This window comes from Bacillus oleivorans (genome assembly GCF_900207585.1).
GTDB lineage: Bacteria > Bacillota > Bacilli > Bacillales > JC228 > Bacillus_BF > Bacillus_BF oleivorans.
Genome location: NZ_OAOP01000001.1, coordinates 64,202 through 83,410 on the forward strand (window position 1 = coordinate 64,202; position 19,209 = coordinate 83,410).

The following is a 19,209-nucleotide window of genomic DNA, read 5'->3' on the forward strand; positions in this document are numbered from 1 at the left end:
TTTTTATTATGTCTGGTTCAGTGTTAAAACTGGCCATTTTATAAAAAATGGCATCAAGTATAAGTCACAAACGATATGACTGTGCCAAATGAATCAAACTAAATAGGAGAGTATATGCTAAATAGAAAACATAATTTCACTGCCAATTGAACTATTATAAGCTGAGTTCTTTTTAAAGTTTTGGGACTAAACCATATGGCGGTAATTAAATAAGGCTGTTTTCGCAAGGATTGTTGCTACTTGAATATATTTTTTGAACTGAAGTGGAATGGAGTGGAAGACACTTGACTCCTCATAAAATGCATTCGCATTTTCTTCGTGCGATGCTTATGCTGCCGAAGCCTTCCTTGTCCTGGGAAGAAGAGTGAGCCTCTAGACCCCGCAGGAAAAGCCGAGGAGGCTCAGGCCACCTCCCCGGGGAATCTTGTGTCTGGAGCGAAATGGAACGGACATGTGTGCCTCCATTAAAAAACAACAAAGTATGCGAAAACAGCCTTAAATAAATAACGAGAGGTGAAGCAAATGAAAAATGCTTTCTTTGAGCAGGCACAACGATTTGGGAAATCCTTTATGCTTCCGATTGCCGTGCTCCCAGCCGCTGGATTGTTGCTGGGAATCGGCGGAGCCTTCAGTAATCCGGCAACGATTCAGGCCTATCCATTTTTGAATCAGCCGTCTCTTCAAGCGATCTTTTTAGTTATGTCTTCAGCGGGAAACATTATTTTTGCCAATTTAGCAATTATCTTCGCAGTTGGGGTTGCGATCGGACTTGCAAGGTCTGATAAAGGAACAGCAGCCTTAGCAGCTGTACTAGGTTACCTGGTTATGAATGCAACTATTAATGCTATGCTGAATATAACGGGGAACCTGGCCCAAGAGAATCTGGCTCAAGTCGGACAAGGTACAATCCTTGGTATTCAAACACTAGAAACAGGTGTATTTGGCGGGGTTGTTTTAGGTTTAATGACTTACTTTCTTCATCAGAGATACAATAAAATCGAATTGCCGCGGTTCCTTGGATTTTTTGGGGGATCTAGGTTTATTCCGATTGTTACTTCATTTGCATCGATCTTATTAGGTATTGTTCTTTATTATATTTGGCCAATTATACAGTCAGGGATCTTTTCTTTAGGCGGGCTTGTAGAGGCTACAGGCTATATCGGAACATTAATCTATGGATTTGTTTTACGTATGTTAGGTCCATTTGGTTTGCATCATATTTTTTATATTCCTTTTTGGACAACAAGTCTTGGCGGATCCATGATTATTGACGGGAACCTGGTAGAAGGAACCCAACGGATCTTCTTTGCCCAGCTGGCTCAGGCCGATGTAGAGCAATTCTACATTGGAACCGCCCGTTTTATGGCCGGAAGACATATTACGATGATGTTTGGTCTTCTTGGTGCCTGCTTAGCGATGTATCATACAGCTAAACCGGAAAATAAAAAGAAGGTTGCCGGCCTAATGCTTTCAGCAGGATTAACCTCATTTCTTACAGGCATTACAGAACCTATCGAATTTTCCTTTTTATTTATTGCCCCAATTTTGTATGTAATCCATGCCTTTTATGATGGTCTTGCTTTTATGATGGCTCATATTTTTGAAATAACAATCGGGCAAACCTTTTCCGGTGGTTTTATAGATTTCCTTTTATTCGGTGTCCTGCAAGGGATTGATAAAACAAACTGGATTATGGTCCCAATTATTGGGGTCCCATGGTTTTTCCTTTACTATTTCACTTTTAGGTTTATGATAAAGAAGTTTGATTATAAAACACCTGGGCGTGAGATTGAAGAGGCTGAATCAGTGTCATACACAAAATCAGAAAGAGCTGTAGCTATAATTAACGGACTGGGTGGAGAAGCAAACATTAAAGATGTAGATGCCTGTGCAACCCGTCTGCGTGTAAGTGTTCATGAAGCAGATCTTGTGAAGAAGGATGATTTGATGAAAACAGGAGCAAAAGGTGTGGTAGCAAGCGGTACAGGAGTTCAGGTTATTTATGGTCCTGAAGTAACCACGATTAAAAATCAAGTTGAGGAAGCGTTAGGAGATAAAAAAGAATGAGGATATTTGAACAACTGGACAAACAACTGATTGTGTCTTGTCAGGCGTTGGAGGATGAACCGCTGCACTCCCCGGAGATTATGGGGAAAATGGCTTTAGCCGCGATGCAGGGAGGTGCAAAGGGTATTCGGGCCAACTCAGTCGCAGATATCAAAGCTATTCAAAAACAAGTCAATCTCCCTATCATCGGGATTATTAAACAAGATTATAATGACAGCCATATTTACATCACCCCGACGATTAAGGAAGTAGACGCATTATTGAATGCAGATGTAGAAATTATCGCGATGGATGCGACGAGCCGTAAACGCCCTAATAATGAAAAGCTTGAAGATATTGTCCGCTATGCTAAACAAAAGCGGCCAGAGGTAGCATTAATGGCTGATATTTCATCACTTGAAGACGCAGTTCGGGCTGAAGCGTTAGGCTTTGATTGCATCTCTACTACTCTCGTGGGCTATACCGATGAAACAGAAGGAAATAATATTGCGAATGAAGAATTCGCACTTTTAAAGGAAATCAAGGCAGCTGTATCGAAGCCTGTAATTGCGGAAGGTAAAATTGATACACCTGAAAAAGCGGCAAAGGCACTGCAAAATGGAGCCGATTTTGTAGTGGTTGGAAGTGCCATTACACGTCCGCAATTAATTACGAAAACCTTTGTGGATGCTATTAAAGAGCATAGCTAATGTATTTTTCATATACAAAAAAGACTGTTTTTTGGTGGGGAAATTCCCTTTTCAAGACAGTCTTTTTTTGTTATTTAAATGGGTTATAGAAGCGGCTGCCATCATAAAACGTAATCATTAAGGAACCAGTCCAAATAATAAAAAATAATATGATAGCAACAAAATCTATTTTTTGAAAGGGCTTCGCACTATACCAGGTTCTTTTTCTATGTTTTCCAAAGCCGCGAAGATCCATGACGTTACTTACGACTTCTATCCGGTCTAAGCTTGAGAAGATTAAGGGCGTAATAATCGATGCCGCATTTTTAATCCGTTTGGACAGTTTGGTTTTTTTAGACATATCAATCCCGCGTGCTTGTTGACATAGTGATATAGTTCGAAATTCTCTTTGAATATCGGGGATATAACGTAATGCTAAGGCAACTGCATAGGATATCCGGTAGCTGACCCCGATTCGATTTAGAGACGAGGCAAATTCACTTGGCTGAGTAGTTACGATAAATAGCAGAGCAACGGGAATAACAACAAAATATTTTAGTGAAATATTAAATAAATAAAATAATTGTTCTGCTGTTAATGCGAAGTGACCTGCTCCAATCAGAATGTGTATCGACTGATATATCTCCACTCCCTGCTGAGGAGAGAATATATAAATAGCAATATTATTAAACAGCATAAAGGCTAAAATAAAGACAAGTACATAAGAAACTTCGCTTATTTTTACCTTAGATAATTTAAAAATGATTAAACTAATTGCGAAAAGAAAAAGCAGAATTCTTGTATCATAGGTTAACATGGCTGCAAAAGTCCACATAATAAAGCAAAGTAATTTTGTAGCTCCGGTTAACTGGTGAATCGGGGATATTCGTTCAATATAAGATAACATTTCTACAGCCATCTCATTCTTGCCTCCCGATCATAATCTATGAACCGTTGAACAAAGTCAGTGGGATTATTAATTTCAGCAAGCTTTGCGAGTTCAAATAGTGAGGTTTCTTTAAGGTTAGCCTGTTTCATAAGCTGATTATTAGCTATAATATGAACGGGTTTGTCATCAGCAAGTATTCCTCGATTTCCAATGACAATTGTTCGAGTTGTGTATTCAAGCATAAGATGCATATCATGAGTGATCATCAAAATGGTAACCCCTTGATTATTCAACTCAACTAAAAACTCCATAATCTCAGTATAATGGCGAAAATCCTGACCAGCAGTCGGTTCATCTAAAATAATCATTTCTGGTTCTAAGACTAGAATAGAGGCGATGGTAACCCGCTTTTTCTGGCCAAAACTTAATACAGAAATTGGCCAATTGCGATAAGGATATAAACCGCAGATTTTCAATGTCTTTTCAACCTGTTTTGAAATTTTATCTTCTGAACAGCCCCTTGCTGCAAGGCCTAAAGCTACCTCATCAAATATCTTATGCTTTGATATCATGTGGTTAGGGTTTTGCATAACCATGCCGATAAGAAGTGAACGCTCACTGATTGTTTTATTACACAGATCCCGTCCATTAAAAAGAATCCGGCCAGATGAGGGTTTTTCAAAGCCGCAAATGAGCTTAGTTAAAGTAGACTTCCCTGCCCCATTTTTGCCAGCCACACTCACCATTTCGCCTCTATTGATTGATAAGGATATATTATTTAAAACTTCCTTTCCTGCCTCATAACGAAAGGAAATACTCTCAAGCTCTAACAATGGTTCTGAAAAGAAGGATGGCTGGCGAAGAGGCTTGGATTCAAAGCATTCTTTGAGTTTGTCTTTCCACCCATTCAAATTTAGTGTGTTAATATGCGCTGGATTCATAGTAGATAAGACTTCACAGCCAGCATATTTCAGTGCTTTTATGTATAAGGGCTCTCTTAAATTAGTTTTTTCTAATACATTTGAAGATAATAGCTCAGAAGGAGAAGTATCACTGACAATTCTGCCTTGATCCATAACAATAATTCGGTCCACGCTGCGATGTAAAACATCCTCTAAGCGATGTTCAACAATTACAATCGTTTTATCCGTTTCCTTATGAATCCGGTCAATCAGTTCAATCGCATATTTTCCTGTAGCCGGATCAAGATTAGCGAGAGGTTCATCAAATAATAAAATATCTACTTCATCAACCATGACACCTGCTAATGCGACTCTTTGCTTTTGGCCGCCAGATAAATGATGAATAGAGCAATGGAGGTGATCGTCTACCTCCACCAGTTTTGCAATCTCTTTTACTCTTTTTTTCATAGCCTCTTGTGGAATACACTCATTTTCCATCGCAAACGCAATGTCTTCACTCACTGTGAGTCCAACGAACTGACCATCTGGGTCTTGTAAAACAGTGCCTACTGTTTTCGAGCGGGTAAATAAATCCTGTTTGAGCCCATTTTCAGATTTTATGTTCAGTTTTCCGCTAACTTCCCCCTCATATGAATGAGGAATTAACCCATTGATACAATGAACAAGCGTACTTTTTCCTGAACCGGATGGACCGACTATTAAAATCTTCTCACCCTGATAGATTGTAAGATTAATATCTAGTAAAGTAGGTTTCAACTGACTGCGGTATTTAAAAGTGTAATTATTAAATTCAATGATAGGTATTCCCATTATGTATCCCGTCATTTCTAAAACGAAGTAGTTTTTGTATTTCCCTATTTTTATGTATCACTGGGATGGCATTCATGAAAAGAAGCCTGAAGCGAAAACTTCCGGCTTAGGCTTCTAAGTCTAAGCTATCTGTCTTACTTCGAGTTTTGGCGTAGGCCGCTAATAAAATTGAACCAATTACCCCCACTGTTACTATATTAGCTGCACCAGCTACTAGCCCTTGGACAAATACTTTATTAGCTGGTTCTGCATAGATTAATATATCTAATATGGGTGCGACCAAGAACCAGCCAACCGCTTGAGCAATCCCTTGAACAACATTAAACGTAACAATTTGTTTCGTTCCCAATACGCCACTTTGAATATTGATTTTTTTCCATGCTAAACCCATTAAAAGTCCAACGATACCTGAAACAATAACCCAGCTCCACCAAATGGACCCCCACATAATGGCGTCTTTTAATGCATGACCAATAAAACCAATAAGTGCACCAGCAATTGGGCCAAAAATTACAGACATAAGTGCTAAAAAGGCATAGGATGTTTCAATATTCGTATTAGGAATACCTGAAGGAAGGGAAGCAAAACGTCCCAGGATTAAAAAGACAGCGGTTCCTATCCCAATCGCTACAACAGTTTTTGTAGAAAGTGCTTTGTTTTGCATACTGTTTTCTCCTTTTCTTATTCATATATGATCTTTGGCGCTTTTCGAAGCGATATTCGCCAATTGGATCCAGTCCCAATACTATATACTTCTGCAAATGAACCCTGATTGATAGCGATTGCCAAGTTATCTAGCGAATTTATGTAAACCAATGGCTCTCCGATACATAAATCTGCAAAAGAACGTCCGTAGGTCATGAAATTTTTATAAACTTTTTTATTATCATTTTCGATCAAGACTTCTGCCGAGTCTCCATATTGCATTCCTAGGTCAAGAAAAAGTTCCCGACTGATATTAGTCCATACATTTCCAAATCGAATATCGAGAATGTCAATCATTCCAGTAAGAACCCCATGGGATAGACTTGCTTCAAAAAGAGGCAGCAAAATTATAGAATCAATTGAATAAATTGGACCAACCTCTTCAAAAGAAATAGTATGAGATGCAAGTCTAGCACCAGTATAGGCATAAATATCCCGTCCGTGGAACGTATGAGAGGCACCAGCCTTAGGCAAACGGTTTTTTTGCTCATCAATGATTCTTGCTTCTATGATTCCGATGCTATGATGAATATGGGTAAGAGTTCCGTTATCAGGTGTGACAATAAAGTGATTAGAGCCAGTCTTAACAACAACACTTTTGCGATCGCTCCCCACACCTGGATCGACGACTGAAACAAAAACCGTATTTTCTGGCCAATAAGGAACAGTTTGCAATAAGCGATATGACCCTTCCCAAATATTGTATGGGGGAATATCATGCGTTAAATCAAATAGAGGTATGGAGGGATCGACCGTATGAGCGACCCCATACATGGCACTGACAGCCCCGTCACTCAAGCCAAAATCTGATTGCAGTACCAATGCATTACTCATTCATATTCCCCTTTCAACTCGTTATCATATAAAGAAAATGCATATATTTAATTTTTTATTACTATAATTTTTTTCTAAAATAAAAAAACACTCCTCATCTAGTATTAGACAAGGACGTATCATTAATTACAGATTTTATTGGTTAAAAACCCCTCTTTCAAGTGAGGAAAGAACCATTTTTTTACAATAGGGACTTGAGAAATTATACACATTCAATAGATTTTAAAGGACATTGACATGTAGACATCTATAACTCTAAGAGAGAGATTTCCCTCATTTTCTCAGGAAAATCAATAAACGGATTGCGATTTCCCTGAATTTCATAAATTGCTTGGTTACGGTGCTTTTCATACAAATCTGGAGGGAATTCCTGATGCCAGGCAAGTAAGAGGTTTATGTCAACTTTTTCTCTAAAGGAAGGTTCGATCTGGTCAGGGTATCTTAGTAAAAAGTACAGCATGGCTCTTGCTGCAGGACCCTTGCCATTTTCGGGCTCAAATAAGCCATTTTCGGCCATCCCGCAGGTTTTTTTAACTCGTTTGATGGAGAAATCTTCAGGATTATAATCGGCAAAGTCGTAATAAGGGAAATTACTTCTAATCGAATTACAAACAGGATCGCAGGTAAATAAATGATGGAGGTCACCGCGCATAGGTTCTTGTTCATTAAACCAGGACTGTGGAACGACGTGCTCACAGTTATATTTAAAGTTTTTTTCAATTTTATTAAGGAGTGAATCAATTGGTTCATGAACTGGATTAGCAGTAGCTTCAATTTCGCGGATACGTTTTAAAGAAGTGTCAAAATCCTCTTGTATAATCTCTATTGCTTGTCTGGTTTCTCCAGAATATATACTAGTAAGAGTCCCGTCAGGACGCAAATCAACCCATGGATACACATACTCAATGGGATCATAAGGTATCTGATTGGTATGTGTTACTTGTAACAGATGTTTGAGTGCAGAAATAACATGACTGGTATTAGAGTCTTCAAAGTCGATGTTTTCATAGTATTGTTCGATTGCAGTATTATTTTTCTCCTCATCGAAGTAGACAGTCTGATCTTCCTTTATTTTCGTTGTAGTTCGTGCAAGCTGAGAAAAAATTTGATCAAGACGTTGGTGATTGCTAATCTTTGAAAGAAATTTCATCTCTTGCTGCTTTGTTAATGCAATCATTGAGACCCCTCCTTATACATATTGAATTAACAGTGTTATTAATAAAGATGAAGCCCTCATTAAACAAAGAGAAGGCTTCATGCTGTTCTATCAAAACTATTCTTCTGTTTCAGTTTCTGTTTCTTCTTGTTCAGTTGTATCTTCCGCAGTATTTGGTTCCTCTTCTTCTCCAGATGCGCATCCGAATAATACTCCAGTGGAAAGGATGGCAGCGAGCATAGCTGATGTTGATTTCTTAAGTTTCAACATAATCACCTCTCTAACCATTTTGGATTCGCTACCCATTGTAATTTGAAATTATTAATTTAATATGAAATAAATGTAAATTATAGGATGAACACCCATTATTGATACTTTTTTCCTATTAATTACAAAAACTATGGACGACAGGATTATTAAAGCTGAATCTTTTTGGGATTAACGGAACCTATGTCCGCTTAAACCAATCCTGAGGTAGTTACAGATTTCTAACGGACACTAGTTCCGTTATTTGTGTCAAAACGGGCGATTTCTGAAATTTTAGGACACTGGTTCCGTTATATTGCTGAATTACGGCGATTTTTTGATGATTTTGGGTAAATAACGGATTTGATGTCCTATCCTATCAATAAAACTGAGTTTTTAAGCGAAATAACGGAACTTATGTCCGTACTCACTAGTATTTTGGAGCACACAAGCATTCTATCGGACACCAGTTCTGTTAATTTGCAAAAACACAGCTCGTATTTCTTTTATATAGGATAGATCAACCAAATAGTAGAGATTATACCTTTGAATTACCCCTTTTTATTAAAGTAAAAACCTTATTAGGTGGCTATTCTTTTAAATGTAACAACCTATCCTTATTCAAAAATTCAAGTACACAAATTCGTTTACATGTTTACTGAGTGTAAACTTTTGTACACGTTTTAGTTTGCATGTATACAAAGTTGTATACATGCAGCGATAACGGGAGGTATGCGGATTTGTCATCAAAGTTTACGAAAAAGTGTACAAAAACACTAGAGTTTACAAGGTGTTTACAGGTTTACGTTTTTGTTTCTTTTCATCTGTAATTATTGCCGAATCTATCAAACTCTTATACCTTTAAAAATACAAACTAGTATTACGTTTAAAAAATGGAATAAAGGGAGAGGGATGGAGTTCATGACGAAATCAAGAATGGCAGCAGTAGATGTCGGTAATGATTCGATTAAGGCGATTTTTGGTGATTTGGAGTACGAATTAAATATTCCTAATATTGTCGCGAGAGATATAGAGGATCGGCCAGTAATTGGAATTGGGGAATTAGATAATAAGGACCCTCTCGAAGGAATACATATTAAGGTCCACTCACCTGCATTAAAAGAAAATAATGGAATCTATCGTGTTGGTCATTTAGCAACCAAAAGTGACAATGCAACAGAATTAGATCCAGGCAGCAGTAAATCAGAGGAAGATCAAACGTTAATTATGCTTTTTGCCACATTGGCCTTAGATGCAGTAGATGAGGAGAATGCAAAAATATTTCCCCGGACAAAAAATGTGATCGATGCTAATTATACCCTGGGAACAGGACTTCCCCTTCGTGAAGTAAAGGAAGGAAAAGATGCCGGATATCGCTCTAAATTAGTCGGTTCAGTTCATCAGGTAGAATTTTTAGTTACACCACGATATCAGGGGATAAAGGTTAATATAAAATTTAATGAAGTTAAGGTCTACCCTGAAGGTTTTGCTGCTTATATTAATCTAGTAATGGATAATGACTTAAAAATAATCAACAAGGATTTAATTCACAAACGAATTTTAATCCAAGATATCGGAGGATTATCAACCGATATTGCTGTTATTAAAAACCAAACAGTCGATGATGATAAAGCTCAAGGATTTAATCTTGGTGTCGCTGAATCATTAGAAGCAATTAGAGAAGAAATCAGAACAAAGCACGGGGTTGAGTTAGACAGCAGACGTGATGTGGTAGAGATTATCACCAGAAAAAATGACCGCAACCATATTATGGTGAAGGGCAGCCGGACGAGTGTTCATGATATTACGGACCGGATTTTACTGGAGCTGGCAAAAAAACAATACCGTTTATTGCGTAATGTATGGCAGAAAAATTCGCAAACGGAAATCTGTTATTTCGTTGGTGGCGGTGCCATTGTACTTAAGGAATATCTTAAAACGTTAAACAATAATTTAGATGGATATAATATTGAGTTTTTTGAGGATGAAAAGGAAAGTATCTGGATGATGGCCAATGCTTATTATAAGTTAATAAAAGATTTTGTAAGGAAAAGCGAAAAGCAAAAGGCTGCGAAAGAACCCGTTAAAAGCTGAATAAGGTGATTTTATGAAAAAATCTTCTAATGAGATAAAACGGGGTCAAACGATTTCATTCCGTATTCCTTCAGATACACCAGACCATTTGTTGAAGCATTTACAAAAAATAAAGGAAACAGAAAGAAGAAATTTCTCAAGTAAGATTGCTGATTTTGTCTTAGATGGGATTGGAAAATCTTATGGCAAGGAGCGGGAATCGATTACGGTTCCCCTTCCCCATAGATTAAGTAAGTCCCAGCGAGACTGGCTGAAGCATGAACATTCTGAGGCATTATTAGGGAGTATCGTTTATCATCTCCTTTCTGATCCGGTTCGGGCTACTGCTTTATTGGCTTCACTTAATAGCAACTCATTGGATATCAATGAAGCCCTCTATTTGCAGGAAAACCGCTATCCAGAAGCACAAATTTATGCAACTAGTAATGATGATAATACCATAGCTGAAATAAAAGAAACCGCTCCAGCTCCAGATTCGGAAGCAATGGATGATGATTTACTAACCTTTGATTGGGAAAATGCTAAACAAAGCGATCAGCCAAAGGATAATGAAGAACCTGATGAAGAAACGAATCTCGAAGATCTATTAGGAGACTTCCTTTCGAAAATGAATAAGTAGAGGGTAGGGGATGTTGATATTTCAACATCCCCTACCCTCTACTTCATGATATAGTTTAAATATACTAAGTTTCCTGAAAGAGAGGGAAAGCATTGAATCTATATAATATTATCAAAAATAAAAAGGAATACTGGCTAGTCGATCAAGTAAAATGTAAAGATATTCCTGCCATTCAATATAAACAACAATTCATAGAAGTATTAGATGAATGGTATAGAGATGGAGGCGGGTTCTTATCGGTCCTAATGGATGAATCTCATGAAAATTGGTTGTTTGATATGGGATTACAAAAAGTTTCCAGTATAGTAGAATATACACGGAATTTAGATGATTTATCTGAATTAGACCCACATATAAAAGGTCATTCTCTTTCAGATGGAGGAATGAATGATCATGACTATGGGCAATTGTATGAACTTTGCAGAAAAGGCTCTGCTAATAGGAATAAACAGCAGCCGATTGAGCAGGTGATGAACTCATTAAAAAGTGAATTGGGTCCAACGTGGAGAAACCATTGTTATTACTTTACTAAAGACGACGCTTTAATTGGAATCGCGATTCCCCATATAGAAATGGAAACAAAAGATGAAGGGAGATTGTTTTACTTTGGTGTTGTTCCTCACATAAGAGGAAAAGGGATTGGCACTATAATTCATAGACATGCTTTAGTTTTGCTAAAGCAATTTAAAGCGACTTATTATGTCGGGAGTACAGATATACATAACCAAAATATGATTCAGATCTTTCAACGGAATGGATGCCAATTACGGGACCGCAAAGGAATTTATCGGATTGAGTCATGAAACAGAGGGACGGTTCTGCTGTTTCATCCTAACTTCTGAAACGCAAGAACCGTCCCTCTGTTTCTTTTTTTAAAGATGATTTCCTAGGAAATTTTGAATGATTTTGTCGAAATGTTTATTTATCCTCTAGTATTTAATTTTTCTATATCCGAGTCAGGTCACCTACTATTTTTTATAGGATTAGCGATATCCACCAGTATCAGCTGGCTTTCCTGCTTCCTGTACTTCAACCAAATATCTAAAGCAATCTGGCTGAGACCCATCTACATCGTAGAAATTATACGATTTTGCAAGTTGTCCGCTTGAAAGAGACTGACCGTTCCAACGTACAACATCAGGATCGCTGGCAAGAGCAGCTACAGCACGCCCAATAAAACGCGGTGTTTCAGAAATAGCAAAATGAGGTTCCTTTTCAAGTGCATCACGCCAATTTTCCTCTTTAACACCGAAGTGTTCCAACATAATTTCAGACCTCATCCACCCTGGAGTCAAGGCAACAGCTGTACATTGAAAGGGCGTAAGTTCATGTGCTAACGACTGAGCCATTCGAATAACAGATGTCTTAACTAGGTCATAGAAAAGGGAGAGACGGTAATTTTCCTTATTGTATTCGGCTGTTCCATCCGTTACCTCAATCACCAATCCATTCTTGTTTCGGATTAACAGGGGAAGCGCATAGTGGCTGGTGACGATATGTGTTTCAATGCCGAGTCTTAATAAACGAAGCCCTTTTTTTAGGGAATGCTCCCAAACCGGTTTATTCCACTCAGTTAAATGCTCTCCTCCCCAAATATCGTTGACAAGGATATTTAGCTGCCCTTGTTCTTCATCAATTTTAGAGAATAGGGCTTTGACCTGATCGTGTTCAAGATGGTCGACTTGAACAGGAATTCCTGTACCGCCTGCTGCTGTTACAAGTTCAGCTGTTTCTTCAATCGTTTCAGGGCGATTGTATTCGGATTTTTGTGTCCGTGTCGTTCGACCTGTGACATAAACGGTGGCACCTGCTGCTCCTAATTCAATGGCAATCCCGCGGCCTGCTCCTCTCGTTCCGCCTGCCACCAACGCTACTTTCCCTTTTAACGGTTTCATTTCTAAACACTCCCTATCAGTAAGATAAAGAAAGTATAATAAATAATGATGACATCCTTTGTCATATAAAAAATTTTAGATTGGCGGGATAAAAATGCGGGCGGACCGACTGGTTAGTATTTTGTTATTGCTGCAAAACAAAGGAAAACTGACGACGAAAGAGCTGGCTAATGAATTAGAAGTAACCGAACGCACGATCCATCGGGATATGGAAGCATTAAGTACAGCGGGGATTCCAATCGTCGCTGATCGCGGAAAAGCGGGCGGATGGCGCTTAATGGAGCAATATCGGACAAATTTAACTGGCTTAAAGGTAAATGAACTGAAGTCATTATTTCTTACACCTTCAGCTCAACTTCTAAATGATCTAGGACTAACAAAGGATTGGGATGAGGCACGCCAAAAATTGTTAGCATCCGTTCCGAGTATTTTTCAGAAGGAAGCAGGTCATGTATGGGAACGAATTTATGTTGACACAAGTACATGGAGACAGTCTCCCCAAAAAGTAGAATCATTTCATACCCTGCAGGAAGCAATATGGGATGAAAAGAAATTACAAATCCAATATGAACGGGCAGATGGAGAAATGGTAGAACGTATCGTGGAGCCGCTAGGATTGGTTGCGAAAGGTAGCACCTGGTATTTAATTGCATCCGCAAACGGGGAAATCAGGAACTATAGAGCAACACGAATCATAACTGCAAATCTTACAGGAGAAACGTTTTCCCGTCCAGAAAGATTTAAGCTGGCCGAGTACTGGCAAGCCTCAACGCAACAGTTTATTAAAGCTTTACCAAAATATGAAGTGGACGTTGAAATGTCCGCATCTATAGTTCCTCGGATAAAATTTACAGGTAAGTTTGTCAAGATTTTACATGCACACTCACCCACCGAGAACGGTTGGATTCCTGCAAATTTATGCTTTGAAACGGAACAAGAAGCATGTGAGTTTATATTAGGGTTTGGTGATCAAATTAGGATTCTATCACCTAAAGCTTTACGAAAGACCATATATAAGATGGCTAAAGCTACAGTAGAAATGTATGAACAAGACTAAAAAGAGGAGCCAATTATTTAATGATTAGCTCCTCTTTACTTACATAATATTTTATTTTTTAAAAGCCAACTCTTGTTTGGCTTCTGGTTCAGTGGAAAATTTAATAAATGCTGTATACAGCACCACAACTAAAACTAAAATCACAAATAAAATAAAAAAGGCATTACTATAGACCGTTGCATGATCAAAAACCTGCAAAGGATTAAAATGGACGGAAGCGGTAAGATCTAATACTTTCCCCATTAATGTAGTGGCGGCTGAGCCAGCAATAAAATTCATCATTGTAAAAAATCCCATTCCTATTCCTACCTGTTCATCACTAAGGGTCCGCGAAACAGTATTCTGCATCACTACCTGCATAAAGGTTTGCCCAATATTTGCCAGAATTAAGAAAATCCAAATCCAAGCAGGTGACATCCCGGCTAAGATCGATAAGGCGCTAAAGGCAATCAGCAAAGGTATCGAAGCTGCCTTGAATAAGAATAAATTTCCATTTTGGTCAGCGAGCTTCCCGCCTTTTCGCCCTAGTAAAGCTGCAGCAATAGCTCCTGGAAAGAGGATAAATCCGATAAAGGACGTCGGAACTTCGTTTACATTTGCAAGTAATTGCGGTGTGATAAAATAGACGGCTGTTCCAAAACTAATCGCGAGCAGTGCTATGGCAACACTAAAGGTGTAGTGTCTATTTTCGAACAGTGATAATTGGATAAAAGGCTCTTTAGCTGTTTGAATCCGCAAGAAAAACAAAAGCAGAAAAAGGATACCGAGACCAAGCGCTAGCAACGAGTTATTTGTAATAGCCAAAAGAATGAAAACAACTGTACACGCTAGCAGGAGACCTCCAAGAAAATCAAAAGACTTACCCTTTTTAGGTTGATCATGTAAATGCTTCCGAAAAAACGGAAGGGTCAGTAATGCAAAAAATGAAAAACAAAACAGGATTCGCCAGCCTAATAGACCGCTAATAAAACTTGAGACTATTGGGCTTAAAGCAGCCCCGAGTGCTAAACCACTTGCAACAGTACCAAGCGCTCGCCCTCTATTTTCAAGTGCAAAATACCTGATTGGAATAATCATGGCGGTTGCCGGAATCACTGCCGCTCCTCCAGCTTGTAGCATTCGCCCGGCAACTATCATCCAATATTCAGTAGCCAGAATTCCAATGAGTGAACCAAAAGACATGAAAATCAATCCAAAAGTCAGTAAATCCTTCAAGCGAAATTGATCTGCTAATTTACCATAAGTAACGGATCCAACCGCATACATGATTCCATACCCAGTCGTAATCCAGCTTACCTGAGAAGCTGAAAGATTAAATTCTTGACTGATGGATGGCAGAACCACATTAAAAATAGTCGCATTCATAACTGAGATAATAAGGGTAAAAAATAAAATCCTTAACAAAGTCTCTGATGTTCGTGCCAGTTCTCCGCCTCTATATTCATTTGTTTTGACCCGTGCAACGGACGATAATTGTTTCTTAACAAGTTTCATATCTATTACCCACCTCCTATATTTCTAGTTCAATCGTATTCGTATCAAGAAATTTGTTCTTCGTGTAAAAGAAGGACTTTTTCCTACAACTTTTGAATGAGAAAAGTAGCGCACCATTTTATTTAAGAATCATGGAAAATAAAAAAAGGATACCTCCAAAAGCTGGTAACCTTTCATTTTTTAGTCCTTCGATTATTTTAGATTCCTAATAAGTTCAGACAAACGCTTAAGCCCATATTTAAGATCGAGTAATGAGGCATACGAATAGGACAAGCGAAGATGGTGCTGATCTGTCGGGTCATATATACTTCCCGGATTTATTAAAAGGTTTTCGCGCAGACTCTTCTCAAATAATACACGAGTCGTTATACTCTGTTTTAAACGAAGCCAGATATAAAATCCGCCCTTGGGGATTGTCCATGTAGCAATGTCGGCAAAATATTTTTCCAACAGTTGGATCGTAAAATCTCTTCGATCCCAAAGTTTGTCTCTAATTTCTTGTACATATTCGTCATACATTCCGCTTTTGAGCCATTGTTCGACAGCATATTGGGATAACGAGCTTGAACCATAATCGGTTTGCATTTTTATATCAGCCAAGCGGTCAATCACAGGCTCAGGACCCACTATCCATCCAATTCGTAATCCTGGGCTTAATGATTTGGACACACTTCCAATGTATAATACATTCCCTTGAGAATCTTTTGATTTTAAAGGCATTGGCGGCGGGTTATCAAACCATAAGTCTCCATAAACGTCATCTTCAATAATAGGGAGAGCTTCTTTTTTACAAATCTCTAACAGATGAGCCCTTCGTTCTTCAGACATGACTGTGCCAGTAGGATTGTGAAAAGAAGAGATGGTATAGAGTAAAGCGCCATTATGCTGTCGTTTCAGTCTGCCGATAGAATGGGTCATAATTCCTTCTCCATCAAGCGGAACTCCAAATAATCTCATGCCTGCAGATTGAAAGACATGAACTGAATTTAAATAGGATGGTGTTTCGTGAAAAATAACAGCGCCTGGCTTTAATAAACCGACTGAAATTAACTGCAGTGCTTGTATGGCCCCGGAAACAATTAGTATAGATTCTGGCGATACATTAATCCCCTTTGTTTTTAAATGTTCACTCACTGCTTTCCTTAATGATAAGCTGCCTTTTGGTTCTGAATACCCTAGAGAAAGAGTCTCATTTATTTTCAACTGTAACACATTTTCCATCATCTTATTTGGAAGCAATTCTTGAGAAAGCTCACCTGTTCCTAGCCGAATGATGGCTGGATTTGCTTCCGCTCTATTAATCTCTTGGACTAAAGACATATTGGGTGCATGAATCCCGGACCGAACATAACTGATCCAGTCTGGGGGTGGAGATGAGGCAAGCAGGCTCCATGTGTTATTAACAACAATCGTCCCCCTTCCGACCCTAGCTTCTATTAATCCATCAGCTGCCAATTCGTCAAGCGCAGCTACAATGGTACTGCGATTTACCTGAAATTGTTTAGCCAAGGTCCTTTGCGGGGGTAATGTAGTACCTAAAGACCAATCTCCATTTAGAATTTTATTTTTTATATATTGATAGATTTGCAGATGTAGAGGTATGGAAGAAGCTCTTTGGGGTATCCAGTTTATATCAACCATCTTTTACAAGCTCCATTCTTTTTTTGATTCATTATACAACAAAATGGTTGGTTTTTTATCGATCCAATTGGTTGGAGACAGATCCGCCCTCCTGCATTATCCTAAATAAGGAGGAGGGATGCAGGTAGTGGAAGCAATCCTACATGGATTTATATTAGCTCTCGGTCTAATCCTGCCTTTAGGGGTACAAAATGTATTTATTTTTAATCAGGGAGCGACTCAAACGAGGTTCTCACATGCCTTTCCAGCCATTATAACTGCAAGTATATGCGATACCATTTTAATTACTTCGGCTGTAACTGGAGTATCAGTGATTGTTTTAAGCTTCGAAGTTTTACGGAATTTGTTATGGATTGCAGGATTTTTCTTTTTAGCTTATATGGGGTGGGTGATGTGGAGAACATCATCAGAACTAAAGGGGGAACAGCAGGAAAACCGATTTTCGCCAAAGCGGCAGATTACATTTGCAGCGTCTGTTTCTCTCCTTAATCCTCATGCTATTATGGATACAATCGGCGTGATTGGTACAAGTTCACTTGCTTATGCCGGGTCTGAAAAATGGGTATTTTCGATTGCTTGTATAGTGGTGTCATGGATCTGGTTCTTTTCGTTAGCGATTGCCGGAAGAAAAATCGGCAAACTGACTTCTGGAGCAATGCTGCTTAAACGATTAAATCAAGTTTCAGCCTTTATTATTTGGGGAATGGCACTCTATATGGGTTATCAATTAGTCTCTTTTTCAGATTGATAGAATGTCATTCTTATTAAACTTTTAATTGGAATAAGGTGTCTCTAAGGAGAGGCACCTTTTATCATACAAAAAGCACCAATTATTCTCGTTAATACGGGATCTATTCCTTGGTATGGGGGAGAATAATTAAGACACTATGTTACAGTCAGTGGCTATACACATAAACAAATTTATCTTTTTCAAAATAATGTAGAAGACAGCAGCCATAATTGGCTGCTTTTTTTCTGGAGGGATATGAATGAATGAGATCATCTCCTCTAGATTAAAAAATTCGTTTCTTTCCGGCATCTTCTCGTTCATAATGGCAAGGTTAAATTTCCCCCTTTCTTTCTATTAAACACTTTAATGCACTAATGTATAATAGATGGTAGCAATAAGGGGGGGACATGATGAATAAAGGAATCGGACTGCTTGTTATAGCTACTATCCTATGGGCAGGCAATTATATCTGTGGGCGTTATTTAGGTCTTGCCCTGCCGCCAACGCTTTTAAATACTATGCGGTGGGCGATATCAACCGTTATTCTGATAGGTATCTTATCACTTAATAAAAAGAAGCTTCCTGTCTTTAGTCTATGGAAGGAATTCATCATTCTTGGTTTTACAGGGATCTTTGCTTTCTCCACCCTAACGTATCTGGCATTAACTAATATCAGTGCTTCTCAGGCAGGAATGATTTCAGCTGGGATTCCGATAGCGATTCTATTTTTTACACCATTTATTTTAAAAGAAAGGATTGGCGTAAAAGCTTGGGCCGGTGCTGTGATTTCTATAATAGGAGTATTCCTGCTGTTTCAGGGCAGATTAGAGGATGGTTCGTCCTCAAACACTTTTATAGGGAATATTCAGGTTGTTTTAGCCTGTCTCGCATGGGGATTATATACAGTTCTCGGGAAACGATACGGAAATAAAGCAGATCCCCTTACCTTAACGGCTGGTGCAGCCCTTTTTGGAACTATATTTAGTGCCATTAGCAGTATTGGAATGGTAGATGTCCGGTCGATTCATATGACAGGAACAGCGTGGATTTGTTTAATTTATGTCAGTACGTTTGCATCGGTAGGAGCCTTTTTAGCATGGAATGTGGGTGTAAAAATGGTTGGAGCAAGTAAATCTGCTCCTTATTTAAACTTACTTCCGGTTTGGACAGTTGTCTTGGGGTTACTCCTGCTTGATGAAGAGATGTCCTGGATATCTGGAGTCGGTGGCACCATCGCAATTATGGGTGCAGTTTTAGCCAGTGTAAACGGAAAAGTCACACCTAAAAATAAACTAGGCGCTGATTCTTCTGTTTAAAATCTAACGGGATTCTCCTGAATTTATTATGGCCTGACCAACTATGTATAGAACAAAGGGTGGTT

Annotated in this window: 17 protein-coding genes; 8 read left to right on the forward strand and 9 right to left on the reverse strand. The window is 38.6% G+C overall.

All coding sequences use genetic code 11. From position 1 onward, the window contains the following. Positions 1–522: 522 nt before the first annotated feature. Together CRO56_RS00300 and CRO56_RS00305 are read left to right on the forward strand one after the other, a co-directional pair. Complete coding sequence (locus tag CRO56_RS00300; RefSeq protein ID WP_097156606.1) at positions 523–2,067, forward strand: PTS transporter subunit EIIC; 1,545 nt, start codon at positions 523–525, stop codon at positions 2,065–2,067. After that, positions 2,064–2,756 (forward strand): N-acetylmannosamine-6-phosphate 2-epimerase, encoded by a 693-nt coding sequence (locus CRO56_RS00305; protein ID WP_097156607.1) that lies wholly within the window; start codon positions 2,064–2,066, stop codon positions 2,754–2,756. The genes CRO56_RS00300 and CRO56_RS00305 overlap by 4 nt, the downstream gene beginning before the upstream one ends. 70 nt (positions 2,757–2,826) lie before the next feature. Here the strand turns inward: CRO56_RS00305 and CRO56_RS00310 are convergent, their stop codons facing one another. The 6 genes from CRO56_RS00310 to CRO56_RS22715 form a co-directional block, all read right to left on the reverse strand. Continuing rightward, positions 2,827–3,654, reverse strand: a complete 828-nt coding sequence (locus tag CRO56_RS00310) for an energy-coupling factor transporter transmembrane component T family protein (RefSeq protein ID WP_097156608.1) — start codon at positions 3,652–3,654, stop codon at positions 2,827–2,829. After that, complete coding sequence (locus CRO56_RS00315) at positions 3,645–5,357, reverse strand: ABC transporter ATP-binding protein (protein ID WP_097156609.1); 1,713 nt, start codon at positions 5,355–5,357, stop codon at positions 3,645–3,647. Before CRO56_RS00315 ends, CRO56_RS00310 begins: the two co-directional genes overlap by 10 nt. A gap of 106 nt (positions 5,358–5,463) precedes the next feature. Continuing rightward, complete coding sequence (locus CRO56_RS00320) at positions 5,464–6,021, reverse strand: ECF-type riboflavin transporter substrate-binding protein (RefSeq protein ID WP_097156610.1); 558 nt, start codon at positions 6,019–6,021, stop codon at positions 5,464–5,466. A 17-nt stretch (positions 6,022–6,038) separates the two neighbouring features. Continuing rightward, entirely contained in the window at positions 6,039–6,896 is an 858-nt protein-coding gene (locus CRO56_RS00325) for an SAM hydrolase/SAM-dependent halogenase family protein (RefSeq protein ID WP_097156611.1), read from the reverse strand. A 247-nt stretch (positions 6,897–7,143) separates the two neighbouring features. Further along, positions 7,144–8,073, reverse strand: coding sequence for an endonuclease I family protein (locus CRO56_RS00330; protein WP_245855530.1), 930 nt, complete (start codon positions 8,071–8,073; stop codon positions 7,144–7,146). Positions 8,074–8,169: 96 nt separating this feature from the next. Continuing rightward, positions 8,170–8,322 (reverse strand): hypothetical protein, encoded by a 153-nt coding sequence (locus tag CRO56_RS22715; protein WP_179714123.1) that lies wholly within the window; start codon positions 8,320–8,322, stop codon positions 8,170–8,172. An 897-nt stretch (positions 8,323–9,219) separates the two neighbouring features. Here CRO56_RS22715 and CRO56_RS00335 point away from each other — a divergent pair. The 3 genes from CRO56_RS00335 (at position 9,220) to CRO56_RS00345 (ending at position 11,814) form a co-directional block, all read left to right on the forward strand. Next, on the forward strand, positions 9,220–10,392 hold the full coding sequence (locus tag CRO56_RS00335) for a ParM/StbA family protein (protein ID WP_097156612.1): 1,173 nt from the start codon (positions 9,220–9,222) through the stop codon (positions 10,390–10,392). A gap of 13 nt (positions 10,393–10,405) precedes the next feature. Then, complete coding sequence (locus CRO56_RS00340; RefSeq protein WP_097156613.1) at positions 10,406–11,011, forward strand: hypothetical protein; 606 nt, start codon at positions 10,406–10,408, stop codon at positions 11,009–11,011. 92 nt (positions 11,012–11,103) lie between these two features. Continuing rightward, complete coding sequence (locus tag CRO56_RS00345) at positions 11,104–11,814, forward strand: GNAT family N-acetyltransferase (RefSeq protein WP_097156614.1); 711 nt, start codon at positions 11,104–11,106, stop codon at positions 11,812–11,814. A 180-nt stretch (positions 11,815–11,994) separates the two neighbouring features. Here the strand turns inward: CRO56_RS00345 and CRO56_RS00350 are convergent, their stop codons facing one another. Next, a complete protein-coding gene (locus CRO56_RS00350; protein WP_097156615.1) occupies positions 11,995–12,906 on the reverse strand; it encodes an SDR family oxidoreductase in 912 nt (303 codons plus the stop codon). A gap of 94 nt (positions 12,907–13,000) precedes the next feature. Here CRO56_RS00350 and CRO56_RS00355 point away from each other — a divergent pair, with 94 nt between their 5' ends. Continuing rightward, positions 13,001–13,963, forward strand: a complete 963-nt coding sequence (locus tag CRO56_RS00355; RefSeq protein WP_097156616.1) for a helix-turn-helix transcriptional regulator — start codon at positions 13,001–13,003, stop codon at positions 13,961–13,963. A 51-nt stretch (positions 13,964–14,014) separates the two neighbouring features. On the opposite strand, the gene CRO56_RS00360 is transcribed toward CRO56_RS00355, so the two are convergent. Together CRO56_RS00360 and CRO56_RS00365 are read right to left on the reverse strand one after the other, a co-directional pair. Beyond that, complete coding sequence (locus CRO56_RS00360) at positions 14,015–15,457, reverse strand: MFS transporter (protein WP_097156617.1); 1,443 nt, start codon at positions 15,455–15,457, stop codon at positions 14,015–14,017. A 192-nt stretch (positions 15,458–15,649) separates the two neighbouring features. After that, the gene (locus CRO56_RS00365) at positions 15,650–17,098 is read right to left on the reverse strand and encodes an aminotransferase-like domain-containing protein (protein WP_097156618.1); all 1,449 of its coding nucleotides are present in this window, start codon (positions 17,096–17,098) and stop codon (positions 15,650–15,652) included. A gap of 127 nt (positions 17,099–17,225) precedes the next feature. Here CRO56_RS00365 and CRO56_RS00370 point away from each other — a divergent pair, with 127 nt between their 5' ends. Beyond that, on the forward strand, positions 17,226–17,846 hold the full coding sequence (locus CRO56_RS00370) for a LysE/ArgO family amino acid transporter (protein WP_097157175.1): 621 nt from the start codon (positions 17,226–17,228) through the stop codon (positions 17,844–17,846). Between the two features lie 392 nt (positions 17,847–18,238). Next, complete coding sequence (locus tag CRO56_RS00375) at positions 18,239–19,144, forward strand: DMT family transporter (protein WP_179714124.1); 906 nt, start codon at positions 18,239–18,241, stop codon at positions 19,142–19,144. The last annotated feature ends 65 nt before the right edge of the window (positions 19,145–19,209 follow it).

What these genes read in the sequence shown, in the direction of transcription:
- CRO56_RS22715 (WP_179714123.1), bottom strand. Translation starts at nt 8,322, where the DNA reads ATGTTGAAACTTAAGAAATCAACATCAGCTATGCTCGCTGCCATCCTT.
- CRO56_RS00300 (WP_097156606.1), top strand. Translation starts at nt 523, where the DNA reads ATGAAAAATGCTTTCTTTGAGCAGGCACAACGATTTGGGAAATCCTTT.
- CRO56_RS00340 (WP_097156613.1), top strand. Translation starts at nt 10,406, where the DNA reads ATGAAAAAATCTTCTAATGAGATAAAACGGGGTCAAACGATTTCATTC.
- CRO56_RS00325 (WP_097156611.1), bottom strand. Translation starts at nt 6,896, where the DNA reads ATGAGTAATGCATTGGTACTGCAATCAGATTTTGGCTTGAGTGACGGG.
- CRO56_RS00305 (WP_097156607.1), top strand. Translation starts at nt 2,064, where the DNA reads ATGAGGATATTTGAACAACTGGACAAACAACTGATTGTGTCTTGTCAG.
- CRO56_RS00320 (WP_097156610.1), bottom strand. Translation starts at nt 6,021, where the DNA reads ATGCAAAACAAAGCACTTTCTACAAAAACTGTTGTAGCGATTGGGATA.
- CRO56_RS00310 (WP_097156608.1), bottom strand. Translation starts at nt 3,654, where the DNA reads ATGGCTGTAGAAATGTTATCTTATATTGAACGAATATCCCCGATTCAC.
- CRO56_RS00360 (WP_097156617.1), bottom strand. Translation starts at nt 15,457, where the DNA reads ATGAAACTTGTTAAGAAACAATTATCGTCCGTTGCACGGGTCAAAACA.
- CRO56_RS00350 (WP_097156615.1), bottom strand. Translation starts at nt 12,906, where the DNA reads ATGAAACCGTTAAAAGGGAAAGTAGCGTTGGTGGCAGGCGGAACGAGA.
- CRO56_RS00335 (WP_097156612.1), top strand. Translation starts at nt 9,220, where the DNA reads ATGACGAAATCAAGAATGGCAGCAGTAGATGTCGGTAATGATTCGATT.
- CRO56_RS00375 (WP_179714124.1), top strand. Translation starts at nt 18,239, where the DNA reads ATGAATAAAGGAATCGGACTGCTTGTTATAGCTACTATCCTATGGGCA.
- CRO56_RS00355 (WP_097156616.1), top strand. Translation starts at nt 13,001, where the DNA reads ATGCGGGCGGACCGACTGGTTAGTATTTTGTTATTGCTGCAAAACAAA.
- CRO56_RS00330 (WP_245855530.1), bottom strand. Translation starts at nt 8,073, where the DNA reads ATGATTGCATTAACAAAGCAGCAAGAGATGAAATTTCTTTCAAAGATT.
- CRO56_RS00365 (WP_097156618.1), bottom strand. Translation starts at nt 17,098, where the DNA reads ATGGTTGATATAAACTGGATACCCCAAAGAGCTTCTTCCATACCTCTA.
- CRO56_RS00315 (WP_097156609.1), bottom strand. Translation starts at nt 5,357, where the DNA reads ATGGGAATACCTATCATTGAATTTAATAATTACACTTTTAAATACCGC.